Raw genomic sequence first — 12,687 nt, forward strand, 5'->3', positions numbered from 1 at the left:
TTAAACAAAAAATATCATGGCACATAAGAAAGGAGCCGGTAGCTCTAAAAACGGACGTGATTCGGAAAGTAAACGGCTCGGCGTAAAAAGATTTGGTGGTGAAAATGTAATCGCCGGAAATATCATTGTGCGCCAACGAGGCACTAAGCACCACCCGGGCACCAACGTGGGTATGGGTAAAGATCATACGCTTTTTGCTCTGACCGAGGGTAAGGTACAGTTCAAGAAAGGTCGTCAAGATCGTTCTTACGTTCATGTCGTAAGCGAAGCTTAGATTAGTTTACTCCCAAAACTATCTATTTGCCAGTTCTATTTCAGGGCTGGCTTTTTCTGTTTATAAGCCCTCGTAATTTCTCACAATACCTTACACCTCTGCTAAAAGCCGCTTTTTTGTCACTAAAGCGGACACCTGAAAAGGTAAATTTACTCGTTACGTAATCAACACTGTGCCGAGCAATTTACCATGAAAAAGCAGATACTTACGGTTTTTATCATTCTCTGGGGAGCCATTTTCTCCCAGTGGGCCGCTGCCCAGGATGTACCATCTCCCGATTATTTGGCGGAAGCCCAAGAAAAAGCAGCGAATCAGGATTGGTCGGGTGCCAAAGTGGCCTATACCCAATACATTGTTCAGTATCCGAAGAAGCCCGAGGGCTACGCTGGGCGTGGTATTGCCAACTATCAACTGAATAAGTACGATGCTGCGCTGGAAGATCTGAACCAAGCTGTAGCATTCAGGGCGTACAGTGCCGACGTATTCTACTATCGGGGACTGCTTCAGTACCGCAACCAGGATTACCGCCAAACGGTTCTGGATTTGAGTAAAGCCATCAAGGAGGGAACGAAAGAAGCGGATGCGTACTACACCCGGGGCAACGCCCATTTTCGAATGGACAGTTATGCCGAAGCTATCCAGGATTATAATCAAGCGATAGCGTTGGGGCAGCAGGATGAACTAGTGTTCAACAATCGGGGCAAGGCCAAATTTTATCAGAATGATTACACCGGAGCCGTAGAAGATTTTACGCAAGCTGTCAGCGTGAAAGAAAGCTACGCGAAGGGTTGGAGTAACTTGGGCGAAGCGCAGTACCAACTTCAGCAGTGGGAAGCCGCTATTAAATCGTACCAACGAGCGGCCAATCTGGGTGAATCTTCCAAAGAAACTACCTTCCAAATCGCGATGGCGTATCGGGAACTGGAACAGTACGAGCAAGCTCTACCAGCATTTGACCAGGCCGAAAAACAAGGACTAAGTAGTTCAGAACTTAATTATTACCGGGGGATCACGGCCTTCTCGGCTGAAAAATATAACCAGACCCTACGGGATTTAGAAAAGATCGTTAGTGCGAAAGAAGCCGAGTGGTTAACTGATGAGCTGTACCACTATCTTGGGTTGGCTTACAATCAACTTAATCGGCCAACCCAAGTAATTGCTACGCTAGAAAAAATTGCCTCCGAAAATCGTGCTCCCGAAGTCTGGATGGCGTTAGGTACTTCGTACTTCACTCAGAAGAAGTACCAAAAGGCAGTAGAAACATTGCTACCCGTAAAAACAGAGACAGCAATTGCCCCCCAGTTAGGAAAAGCCTACATCTACCTAAAGCAACCCCAAGACGGAATGCCCTTTTTGACCAAGGCCATTGAAGCGGGTTCCGAAGAGGCGGAGCTATTTCATATGCGGGGAGCCATTTTCTACGATCAGAAGCTCTACGAACCAGCCTTGGCCGATATTCAGCGAGCCCAGGAGCTAGGTATGACCAACGGTAGAAACTATGCATTGTTAGGTGGTGCTCAGTACTACCTGGGTCAGTTTCCGTTGGCCGTAGAAAATCTGGAAAAAGCAGCTTCCAAAGGTGAGAAAACGGATGAGGTGTACTATACGCTGGGTAACGCTCAAGCCCAGGTGCAGAATTTTTCTAAGGCTATTCCCAATCTGAAGCAAGCCGTTGAGCAGGGAAGAGGAGACATGATTACGTATCGGCACTTGGGTGCAGGAGAATATCGGGCGAAGAACTATACTTCGGCGGTAGAAGCTCTCAGCTTGGCGGTAGAAGAGGGAGCGGATGATTTGCCAGTTTACGAGTGGTTAGGCAACGCTAAATTTTTCATCAAGAACCAAACGGCGATTGATGCGCTTAACCGAGCCATTACGCTGGGCAGTAAAGATACACTAGTCTACTGGCACCGGGCTACTATCCGCTTAGATCAAGGGGAGACGGCACCGGCCATTCAGGATTTAGATCAGGCGGTTGCCCTAGGGGCTAAGAGTGCTCAAGTATTTCTGAAGCGAGGACAGGCCAAACTGGAGCAGAAGAACGTACCCAGTGCGCTGGCTGACTTCAATCAAGCTATAACTAAAGATGCTCAGTTGCCGGAAGCTTATTTATACCGGGGACAGGCGTATTTTCTTCAAGAAGATTACGTGAAGGCGGAGGAAGATTTAGCAAAGGCCAGTAAAGCGGGGGTTAGCACCAAATTACTTTATAAATTACTTGGTTACTCATTGTATCAGACTAACGCGTACGATCGGGCCTTGACTGCGTTGAACGAAGCTATTACGATGGGAGTTAATGAATCCCAGGCGTACCGCTACCGAGCTGAAATTTACTACGATCAGCAAAACTACCAAGAAGCTCAAAAGAATATTGACCGGGCTTTTCAACTGGGCGAAGACTCTCAGTCGGCTTATGCTTTGAGCGGACATGCGGCGGCTTATCTGGATCAACCTAAGCGAACAATCAGCGACTTGACAAAGGCCATCGAAAAAGGGGCTGATGATGCGTTGGTGTACAGCCACCGAGGAAATGCCTACTACACCCAAAAAGATTATCAGGCCGCCGCTAATGACTTAGATCAAGCGGTTGCAAAAGGGGCTAATGATTTGCTCACGCTCTACAATTGGGGAAATGCCCAGTTTTTAACCGACGACTACGAAACGGCTATTCGGGCCTACGGTGAGGCTTTAGCAAATGGCGGTCAGCAAGATGTGGAAAAGGCTCCGCTCATTTACAATAATCGGGGTAAAGCAAAATTCTTACTGAAAAACTATAGCGAGGCCATTGCTGACTTTGATCAGGCAATTGCGAAAAAGCCAGATTATACCAAAGCCTATCATAACCGGAGCACGGCTAAGTTTTTGGCGGAAGATTACGCTGGAGTAATTCAAGATTTTGAGAAAGCCCGCGAACTTGATAGTCAGGAAACTGATATTTTCCGCATGATAGGGATAGCCTACTACCAGACCGAGCAATACTCGCAAGCTGTAGTTGAATTAGATCAGGCAGTAGAGTTCAAAGAAACTGATGATCGGGTGTTCTTTGCTCGCGGAGTATCGCGCTACCGAAGCATAGATAGCTTGGCAATGGAGGAACAAGAAGAGGCGTATCAAGCGGTAATTGCTGATATTAACCAGGCCATTCAGCAAGGAACTAAAGAGCCTTTGGCTTTTCTTATTCGGGGTTACGCTCAATTTGATGGTAAAAAATACAGTGAAGCATTGGTTGATTTAGATGAAGCTATCAAGCTGGGCATCAGCGATTCAGAAGTATACTTTAGGCGAGGGTTTGCCAAATACGAAACCCGCGATTGGAAAGGCGCCTTGAGCGATTTGTCTACGGCGGTTAATAAACAAAGCAATTATCCGCAGGCCTACGCGGTACGGGGAAACGCTCGCTTTCGCCTCAAAGATTACTCCGCCGCTTTAGCAGACTATAATCAGGCCGTTAAGCAGGGTTGGGAAGATGCTACTACGTATAACAATCGGGGTAAAGCCAGGTACAAACTGGAGCAGTACGATGCTTCCCTCGCTGACTATTCCCAGGCAATTGCGTTGGATTCGACCTATACGCTGGCGTACGAGAACCGAGGTATTGCCCACTTCAAACTAGAGAAATACCAGGAGGCTCGCGATGATCTACGAGTGGTGGAGAGAGCCCAGGCAGACAAAGTTGACGTAGGTATTATCTACTATCTGGCCGATGCCTACTACCATCTGGAAAATTATCCGGTAGCCATTGGCTACTACGACGAAGCGATTGACAATGGGATTCAGGAAAAGGCAGCGTACTACCGCCGGGGGCAGGCCTATATGAAGCGGGAGAACTACGCACAGGCTTCGGTAGATTTCACTAACGCAATTAATCTGGATAAGCAAGACGCACAACTGTTTGTAGATCGAGCTACCGCTCGTTCGTTTATGGGTGACTACAACGGTGCCTTGGGTGATTTTAACCAAGCCCTTAAACTCAACCCGGAATTGGAAGAAGTGTACTACAATCGGGCGTATCTGCGAGAAGAGTTAGAAGACTACAAGGGGGCAATTGAAGATTATACCAAAGTAATTTCATTGCACCCCCGCGATGCGGAAGCTTACTACAACCGGGCGAACCTACACGTGCTAGAAGAAAACCCTGAAGCAGCCCTAAAAGACTTTGAGCGAGCAATCAGTAATGATGACCAAAACCCCGACTACTTTCGCGGCCGAGCCATGATCTACTACCAGCAGGGCGATCCCAAAGCCTGCGAAGACTGGCAGCAAGCCCAAACCCTGGGCGACTCTAAAGCGGAATTCTTTTTGAAGAAGTATTGTACGCAGTAAGTTTTAGTGTTATAGTTTTATGGTGTTATAGTGTTTTTGTTATAAGTTTCAAGTTCAGAGTTGCGGAGTTTAAGGTTCATGGTTTTGCAAATTTGAACATTGCACGGCAACCGCCTAAAACCATAACACTTCGCACATTAACACCATAACACTAACCACCCGTGAAAATCCGCCGAAAAACCCAGCAGTGTCTCAATTGTGGTCTTACCCTCAATACCGTCTACCACTATTGTCCGCGCTGCGGGCAGGAAAACAACAACCAAACTGATGTCTCCTTCGGAACCTTTGTTAAAGAATTCTTTTCCAATTACTTCTCCTTCGACACCCGGATTGGACGCAGTATCAGGCCATTGTTTTTTAAACCAGGTTTTTTAACCAACCGCTTCAACGAGGGAAAACGAGTGGAGTACATCCATCCCCTTCGGATGTATCTGGTAGTTAGCCTATCGTTCTTCTTTCTGGTAACCCTAAGCTCAAACTCAGCCATTACGGAATTTACTACCGGAGCGGAGGACCGGTTTGTGAGAGGGTTTTCCAGTGAAATCATGGGTATCCCTTTAGATTCTGTTACTAGCGACTCTACCGAACAGATTCGCCAAATTATTCTGGATAAGTCGCTGACTAATCAGGAGGCTCTGGATTCACTTGCCACTTTAGAATATGACTCACTGCCAAAAACTTGGCAGCAACGAAAAATCTTTAGTCAGGCCCGCAAGATGGCTCTTTATGGCCTTCTTCCTTTCATCTCCACGGCGATTCGTAATTTGCCTATTATTCTACTAATTGCCATGCCAATTTTTGCTTTACTTCTTAAGCTACTGTACATCCGCAGAAGGCAATATTACGTACAGCATTTAGCGCACACCTTGCATATACACTCCTTTACGTTACTGCTGTTTTGCCCGTTAATTATTATAAAATGGCTAGGGGTTTCTGCTGCCGTAGTAGACTACATTGAAGTAGCGGTAGTTTTACTTTGGTTAGTATATTTAATTGTTTCTTTCCGGCGAGTCTATCAACAGGGGTGGGGAAAGACCGTAACAAAAGTGCTATTAGTTAACTTCATGTATAGTATGCTACTTTCAATTATATTTGCCTCTGAGGTCGTTTTATCATTTTTTATTGCATGAACAACCAGTACGACATTATTCTGGCCGGGGGCGGTGCTGCCGGATTAAGCTTACTTTACCACTTGCTGCAAAGCGACTGGAAGGATCGCCGTATTCTATTGATTGATCGAGAACGAAAGAACCAAAACGACCGAACCTGGTGCTTCTGGGAAGTTGGTTCCAGTCCGTATGAATCAATTGTCCACCAGCAGTGGCAGCATATGTACTTCCGCAGTCCGGGTTTTTCGCAGCTGCTAAACTTGCAGCCCTACACCTACAAAATGATTCGCGGCATTGATTTCTATCAGCACGTTTACCAAGCTCTGGCAGATTTCCCTAATGTGACGGTGCTCAATGAAGAGGTTCAAGAAATGAGAGAAAGCGATGGCGTAGCCCAGGTTATTACTGAGCGAGATACACACCAAGGAGCTTGGGTGTTTAGCAGCTTGCGCGACAAAGATGAAGTTAAGCAAGCTAACGGACATCAGTATTTACTCCAGCACTTTAAAGGTTGGGAAATACGCACGCACCAACCCCGCTTTAATCCGCAGGAGGCAACGCTGATGGATTTCCGCATTGACCAGCAGGGCGACTGTCGTTTTATGTACGTGCTGCCTACTGACGAGCAAACCGCGCTAGTAGAGTACACTATCTTTTCCGCTCAGCTTTTGGGAAAAGATGAATATAATCAGGAACTACAAAAGTACATGCCGGAATACCTTGGCCTTACCAATTCAGACTACCAAGTGGTTCACCAAGAGTTCGGCGTGATACCAATGACCGACATGACGTATCCTAGCGAACAAGGTAAACGAATTATTCGGATTGGTACGGCAGGTGGAGCTACCAAAGCATCTACGGGGTATACTTTCCAACGCATCCAGCGAGATAGTCAACAACTGGTGAGGCAACTGACCACCACCGGCAAAATCTCTACCGCTAGGTTCAGCAACAATCGTTTTCACCTGTTTGATAGTGTGCTGCTAAACGTAATGGGACGCGATATTTATCCCGCTGGTAAAGCTTTCGCTGATCTTTTTAAGAACAATCCGCCAGCGCGGGTACTTCGGTTTTTGGATGAAGACACGCACTTAGGAGAAGATTTTGCCATTATGAACTCAGTACCCAAAATGCCTTTTATCAAAGGTACTTGGTTTGCGCTGCAATCTAAATTCGTAGCAGCTAGCTACTGAAAATAATAATAATTTTGAATATATAAACAAATGATTTTCAAGTGTTTATGTTAATTTACATAAACTAATAATTTAAATATTAAAACTCCCTTTTAGTGCTGCTTCTACCCCTCTTAGTTCGGCTAAACCGCGCAGTCGACCGATGGCTGAGTAACCTGGGTTGGTCTTTTTATGTAAATCATCCAGCATTTTGTGACCGTGATCAGGACGCATAGGAATTGGGTGATTCATGCCATTAGCCCGTTGCTTTTTCTCTAGAGCTACCGTGGCCTTCACTACATTCACCAGATCAGCACTTCCTTCCAAATGGTTGGCCTCGTAGAAGCTACCGTTCACATTACTGCCTTCCCGCTGCACGCTACGGAAGTGAAGAAAGTGAATACGAGCTCCCAACCGCTCAATCATTCCGGGCAGATCATTATCGGGACGGGCACCGTAGGAGCCAGTACAGAAAGTAAGCCCGTTATTCGGGGAGTCTACCATCTCGAGCAAATGCTGGGCATCAGTTTCGGTGCTTACTACCCGAGGTAGTCCAAGTAGTGGGCGAGGAGGGTCGTCAGGATGAATCGCCATATTCACCTGAGCATCTTCGGCAACAGGAATCACCTTCTCTAAAAAATACTGTAAATTGTTTCGTAACTGTTTATCATCAACCGATTGGTACTGGTTCAGTACCTCCTGAAATTCTTGTAAGCTGTAGTCTTTATCCGAACCGGGTAAGCCCGCAATAATATTTTGTTGAAGTTGCTGCGCCTGCTGTTCGTCTAACTGGGCGGCGTATTGTTTGGCCTGCTGTTTTTCTTCTTCCGAATATTCCTTCTCGGCACCGGGACGTTGTAAAATGTAAAGATCAAATGCAGCAAAAGCCGTCTGGTCAAATCGTAGGGCAGTAGAACCATCGGATTGTAAGTAATCCAGATCGGTTCGGGTCCAGTCGAGCACCGGCATAAAGTTATAGCAAACGGTGCGAATGTCATTGGCACCCAGGTTATGAATGCACTCTTGAAACACCGCAATATCCCGGTCGCGGTGCTCACTACCGATTTTAATGGCTTCGGTTACCGGAACGCTTTCTACCACCGACCAGCGCAGTGAGCTACGGTGAGAGGAGTCTTCAATGAGTTTTTTGCGCTCAGTAATAGCCTCGTTTGTCCAGACCTTGCCCGGAGCAATATTGTGAAGAGCCGTAACAATTCCGGTAGCTCCGGCTTGCCGAATATCATTGAGGGTAACTGGGTCGGCGGGACCGTACCAGCGCCAAGTGTATTCCATCGTATTTAGGTTAAATAAATGAGTAGTAAATGAGTTTGTAAAGTACAAACCTTGGGGCGAAGTTACCAATTGGTGACGGTATGTGTGAACTTGTAGACAGATTGCCAAAAAACAGCTAATTTTATCCAGGAATAGTTATTCTTTTTACCGAGAAATATGTTAGTTTGCATTGTGAAAAAACTGGTAGATATTTGTAATTATTAACCGTTCTTTCCGTTACTAGTTAAACAACCAAGTTCCAATGATTTTTTAAGCTGGTTCTTCAATTTTATCTCTAGTATGAAACTAACTCTGCGAGCCCTAATTTTCTGTTTGGTAGGACTATTCGCCTGTGAAGAATCGGCGGACGAAGCCATTAATACTCTCGGCACTGAAGTAGATGTGGAGATGAAAGAGTACCTGGAAGGAGATCAGCGATTGCTGATGTTTAAATTTTTTACTACCCGCGATTTTGGCTGTATCAACCATCGCATTGATTACAACCTTCAGCAGCAAACCGATGGGCTGGCAATTCACCTAAATGAAGTGGAAGAGCCTACGGCTTGCCTAAAAGCAATGGGGCCAGCTTCAGCCTTTGTTGATGTGGGCGCATTGAACATCGGCGAATATGAATTTAGCCTGCACATTGGTGAAGCAATTACTAATACCGGAGTCTTGACAGTCAACCCTGAGTCGTATCAGTTGGTGTTAAACGCTGAGGCAGGCATGAACCTTGAAACTATTCAACTACAACGTATTCCTAAGAACGCGCTTTGGGGTAGCATACGGTTTTTAAATAAGCCTAGCGATAATATAGCCAACTCTTTTGTGGCTCAACTGGCGAAGCTAGGAGCTACCCAAGATAAATTTGAAAAGGGCGACTACGGTTTCTTTGAAGTGGATGCTTCCGGTAAGGTAAGTCCGAAAACGGTCACTGGCGATGCTTCTCCTTTTACTTTCTTAATGAATTATCGGGGCGACGAGGCAGAACTGGTTGCGCTACTTTCGGAAATCAACCGCAATTACGGTGATGAGGTAAACATCCGAATGCGTACGGCTCAGGGTAATGAATACCGCAGCTGGGATTTATACTGATAGCTAATGGCTTACGGTGATTACAGCTTAGAAGGTTAAAAGGCTTTGGGAATTAATACACTGTAAAGTAATAATTATACATTTTAAATGTTATCGCGAGCGTTCCACGCTGCTCATTCTTCACAGCTCGCAATGACGGTACTAACACAACATACAGAAACTTACTTTGCGGTGTAATTACTCATTATTCACCAGTTATTAATCATTATCAATTGCTCGCTGTGCGATGCTAATTATTCATTGACTCTCCTTTCCATTTTACTCGTAGCACCTGAGCGGCTACTTTCTGCTTTTGGAAAAACTTTAGCCAGTATAATTGCTGAGCCGAAAGCTGATCATTCGGTGATTTCACTTCTATAAATTGATATTCATTTTTGTTCCACACAAATAAATCAGGAAAGCCTCGGCCGTTTTCTTTGAGGTCTTTGGCCATCTCCATTAGCACTGCTCCAATTTGTTGGGCTTCCAGTTGCTGATAGCATTGTTCTACTAATGGAAGCAAGGACTCGTGCCAGCCCACCATCGGGTTGCTCATGCCTAGCTTGGTTTCGTAATGGTGGTGAATAATCTTTTTGAAACGGGAGGGTTTTTCCAGCACACTGAGCCGTTGGATCAGTTTCGGTTTGCGTTTCTTTAGAAAGTCGGGAGTATAAAAATCCGTGGGACGGGCTTGAAACGGATGATGAATAGCCTCGCAGTCTTCATCGAAGATAATATCCCAGAACAATAATCCGAAAAATCCGCGCCACAGGTAGTTTTCTACAAAGCAGCCCTCGTGCCCTTGGTTTTGGTAATACTCTAATACCCCCAACTCTACACAAGGCTGGGCTTCGATAGGTAACGTAATACTAGGGCTATCGTGCAGTACATCGGTGGCTTGCTTGCGGCGTTTCTTCTTAGCAATACGATTATAGAAATCTTCGGCAAAAAATTTCTCTTCCGCATTTTGCGGCTCACTCATGATTGTTTGACAAAGCTGGAGAGCTTCTTCTTTACAGCCGAGCTTATGAAGTAGCCGTACTCGTCGTTCCCGCGCCGGAGGTTTATCGGTTTGCTGATACATACTAAGCGCAAATTTTGGGTGGCTTTGTTGCTCGAGCATCTTGCCAATTTTCAATAAAAGGCGGTCAAAGGTAGGTAGAGCGAGTGAGCAAAACTCCTCACGGGTAAGGCTGCGATTCTGAAACCACTGATAAATTTCATCGGCCGATGCTACGGCTTCATCGCGCAGCACTCGAAACTCTTGATAAATACGAAGCATCCGGAAGGTGTCTTCCACCTCTTGACGGGTTTTGTAAGCTGCCTGTAGCTTATCTTCGTTAAATAGCTCGTGCTTGATAATTCCCAAATCGCGCACTACGAACTGGCTCATATCACTATGAATATCACCAAAGTACAGGAAGCGTAGCATAGCCACCTGATCTTCGTAGCCAACTCGAACAATATCTTCTAGCTGGCGCAAGACATTGATGATCTTTCTAGCGTTAAGATGCGCTACGGCACAAGCTATTAGATCAGGTTTTTTCAGAGAGCGATAGCCTTTGGGTAGCTCTTCTTTTGGTAAAAGAGTAAGCAGCTCAGCTCTAGGAAGGATACTTAACACTTCGGTGAACTCGGCACTATGCTTAGGAGAAAGCCGGCTAAAGAACTTCTGCTGGCAAAGCAAATCAGTGGTCTCCAACAGGTCATTAATCTCAGCGTAAGTGAGTTTAGAGATTCTGAAAAAACCTCCTTTACGATTAGTAAGCCGAACAAACAAGCAACGAGCGTCTTCGGGCAAGGCAAGAAACTTTCGCGCAAAATTCTTCTCCCGCCGACTCATCAAGTTTCCCGATTTCTCCTGCACAAAGCGAAGCAAGGCCTCGAAGTTATCCAGGTAGTATTTTTCGGGTAGCTCTATCGGCGGTACATTTCTCATAGTATAGTAGTCCACAGTCGACGGTCAATTGTCCACAGAGATTCTAGGTGAATTTATGTGGTTCAACAATGTTATCTATTATCCATTTTCAATTGTCACCTATCAACTGTTCATTGCTCTCCATATCACTGAGTTGTAGCCCTAAGGCATTGGTAGAAATCTGAATTTCGCGAACTGACAAACCCAGTGAAGCAAGCAGTAACAATAGGCTTATTCCAAACACCCATTTCCCAATTTCGTATTCTTCGGCAAATAGCAAGAACATACATAATACACATAAAAACAAGCTCATAATTCCCAGGCTTTGCATATTTCTAGTCAGAATTACCCGCTTTCGTAAGTTCTCAATCTGGCCACGTACCCGCCCATCGTGATTCTCACTGTACTGCGAGTGTAGCTGCCGAATGAGGGCGGCAATGGCTAGAAATCGATTAGTGTACGCTAGCAGCAACAGTGAAATAGCGGGAAACAGTAGAGCGGGGGTAGTGAGAGTTAATTCGTTCATAAAAGGGCAGGAGCGCAGTTTGTTTAGTAACACCAAATTAGTATTGGTAAATTTACGAAGATAGTAAATCTCACGGAGCTGTTAAATTCAGAAAATCGGTTATGTACTACACTTGGCTAGACATATTCTTTTGGTGGTTGCATGTAGTAGTCATCAGTTTTAACCTAACAGGTTGGATATGGAATAATACGCGGCGGGCTCACTTGATAGTAGTGTTACTTACCGTTTTCAGTTGGCTCGTTTTAGGCTTCTGGTACGGCTTTGGGTATTGCTTTCTCACCGATTGGCATTGGGAAGTTAAGCGAGCATTGGGACAGCAAAATTTGCCAAATTCGTTTATCACATATTTGATAAACTATCAATTGGGAGGAACTATCTCGGTGAAAGTGATTGATATTGCGACAGCCGTCACGTTTGTTGCCATCGTTATTATATCTTGCTACCGAAACCGTGATCTTGTCAAATAATTTTATAGGCGAATGATTACCCAACAGCGATTGAACTCCCAATTCAGATAATATGACCAAAACCCTCTATCTCGTTCGTCACGCCAAGTCCAGTTGGAAAGACACTTCAGTGGTCGACTACGATCGGTCTCTTAACAAGCGTGGAAAACGAGATGCGCCTGAAATGGGAAAACGTCTAGCCGCTAAAAACATCCATCCGGATTGGGTTATCAGCAGTCCTGCCAAGCGGGCTAAACTCACTATCGAGGCAATTGCTACCGAAATAAACTACGCTGAATCTCAAATCCGGTGGGCGGAGAAATTGTATCATGCTGATGTAGAAACTTTGCTCGGGCAAATTAGGAGCCTAGAGAATCAGTACCAGTCGCTTATGCTGGTAGGGCATAACCCAGGATTGACTGACTTGCAGAACTCTTTATGCAATGAAGCAATCGAAAATATTGTAACGACCGGAATTGTCTGTATTCAGTTTGACGTGGCTGATTGGGCAAACGTTCGGTCTGGTCAGTTACAATGGTACGATTATCCGAAAAAAGAAGAGCAGTAAATAGG

General features: G+C 45.4%; 10 protein-coding genes. 7 read left to right on the forward strand and 3 right to left on the reverse strand.

Annotated features, from left to right (window positions below; translation table 11 throughout):
* Positions 1-16 precede the first annotated feature (16 nt).
* The 4 genes from rpmA to P0M28_RS28145 all read left to right on the forward strand — a co-directional run bounded on the left by rpmA (position 17) and on the right by P0M28_RS28145 (position 6,899).
* Positions 17-274 carry a 50S ribosomal protein L27 gene (gene rpmA, locus P0M28_RS28130; RefSeq protein WP_302206833.1) on the forward strand — a complete coding sequence of 86 codons (258 nt, stop codon included), beginning with the start codon at positions 17-19 and terminating at the stop codon, positions 272-274.
* Positions 275-463: 189 nt separating this feature from the next.
* The gene (locus tag P0M28_RS28135; RefSeq protein ID WP_302206834.1) at positions 464-4,597 is read left to right on the forward strand and encodes a tetratricopeptide repeat protein; all 4,134 of its coding nucleotides are present in this window, start codon (positions 464-466) and stop codon (positions 4,595-4,597) included.
* Between the two features lie 161 nt (positions 4,598-4,758).
* A complete protein-coding gene (locus P0M28_RS28140) occupies positions 4,759-5,727 on the forward strand; it encodes a DUF3667 domain-containing protein (protein WP_302206835.1) in 969 nt (322 codons plus the stop codon).
* Positions 5,724-6,899, forward strand: a complete 1,176-nt coding sequence (locus tag P0M28_RS28145; protein ID WP_302206836.1) for a lycopene cyclase family protein — start codon at positions 5,724-5,726, stop codon at positions 6,897-6,899. The genes P0M28_RS28140 and P0M28_RS28145 overlap by 4 nt, the downstream gene beginning before the upstream one ends.
* A gap of 72 nt (positions 6,900-6,971) precedes the next feature.
* Here the strand turns inward: P0M28_RS28145 and uxuA are convergent, their stop codons facing one another.
* Positions 6,972-8,171 (reverse strand): mannonate dehydratase, encoded by a 1,200-nt coding sequence (gene uxuA / locus P0M28_RS28150; RefSeq protein WP_302206837.1) that lies wholly within the window; start codon positions 8,169-8,171, stop codon positions 6,972-6,974.
* A gap of 279 nt (positions 8,172-8,450) precedes the next feature.
* Here uxuA and P0M28_RS28155 point away from each other — a divergent pair, with 279 nt between their 5' ends.
* Positions 8,451-9,245 (forward strand): hypothetical protein, encoded by a 795-nt coding sequence (locus tag P0M28_RS28155; protein WP_302206838.1) that lies wholly within the window; start codon positions 8,451-8,453, stop codon positions 9,243-9,245.
* Between the two features lie 229 nt (positions 9,246-9,474).
* Here the strand turns inward: P0M28_RS28155 and P0M28_RS28160 are convergent, their stop codons facing one another.
* Both P0M28_RS28160 and P0M28_RS28165 read right to left on the reverse strand, forming a co-directional pair.
* On the reverse strand, positions 9,475-11,163 hold the full coding sequence (locus P0M28_RS28160; protein WP_302206839.1) for a VRR-NUC domain-containing protein: 1,689 nt from the start codon (positions 11,161-11,163) through the stop codon (positions 9,475-9,477).
* Positions 11,164-11,251: 88 nt separating this feature from the next.
* Positions 11,252-11,668 (reverse strand): DUF2721 domain-containing protein, encoded by a 417-nt coding sequence (locus P0M28_RS28165; protein WP_302206840.1) that lies wholly within the window; start codon positions 11,666-11,668, stop codon positions 11,252-11,254.
* Positions 11,669-11,769: 101 nt separating this feature from the next.
* Here P0M28_RS28165 and P0M28_RS28170 point away from each other — a divergent pair, with 101 nt between their 5' ends.
* Together P0M28_RS28170 and P0M28_RS28175 are read left to right on the forward strand one after the other, a co-directional pair.
* Positions 11,770-12,135, forward strand: a complete 366-nt coding sequence (locus P0M28_RS28170) for a DUF2784 domain-containing protein (protein WP_302206841.1) — start codon at positions 11,770-11,772, stop codon at positions 12,133-12,135.
* A 52-nt stretch (positions 12,136-12,187) separates the two neighbouring features.
* Positions 12,188-12,682: a SixA phosphatase family protein gene (locus P0M28_RS28175; RefSeq protein WP_302206842.1), complete on the forward strand. Its 495-nt coding sequence runs from the start codon at positions 12,188-12,190 to the stop codon at positions 12,680-12,682.
* Positions 12,683-12,687: the final 5 nt, after the last annotated feature.

Source organism: Tunicatimonas pelagia, from assembly GCF_030506325.1.
In the GTDB taxonomy this organism is placed as follows: domain Bacteria; phylum Bacteroidota; class Bacteroidia; order Cytophagales; family Cyclobacteriaceae; genus Tunicatimonas; species Tunicatimonas pelagia.

Excerpts from the sequence above, each read along its gene's own strand:
- P0M28_RS28170 (WP_302206841.1), top strand. The coding sequence starts at position 11,770 with ATGTACTACACTTGGCTAGACATATTCTTTTGGTGGTTGCATGTAGTA.
- uxuA (WP_302206837.1), bottom strand. The coding sequence starts at position 8,171 with ATGGAATACACTTGGCGCTGGTACGGTCCCGCCGACCCAGTTACCCTC.
- P0M28_RS28165 (WP_302206840.1), bottom strand. The coding sequence starts at position 11,668 with ATGAACGAATTAACTCTCACTACCCCCGCTCTACTGTTTCCCGCTATT.
- rpmA (WP_302206833.1), top strand. The coding sequence starts at position 17 with ATGGCACATAAGAAAGGAGCCGGTAGCTCTAAAAACGGACGTGATTCG.
- P0M28_RS28175 (WP_302206842.1), top strand. The coding sequence starts at position 12,188 with ATGACCAAAACCCTCTATCTCGTTCGTCACGCCAAGTCCAGTTGGAAA.
- P0M28_RS28160 (WP_302206839.1), bottom strand. The coding sequence starts at position 11,163 with ATGAGAAATGTACCGCCGATAGAGCTACCCGAAAAATACTACCTGGAT.
- P0M28_RS28135 (WP_302206834.1), top strand. The coding sequence starts at position 464 with ATGAAAAAGCAGATACTTACGGTTTTTATCATTCTCTGGGGAGCCATT.
- P0M28_RS28145 (WP_302206836.1), top strand. The coding sequence starts at position 5,724 with ATGAACAACCAGTACGACATTATTCTGGCCGGGGGCGGTGCTGCCGGA.
- P0M28_RS28155 (WP_302206838.1), top strand. The coding sequence starts at position 8,451 with ATGAAACTAACTCTGCGAGCCCTAATTTTCTGTTTGGTAGGACTATTC.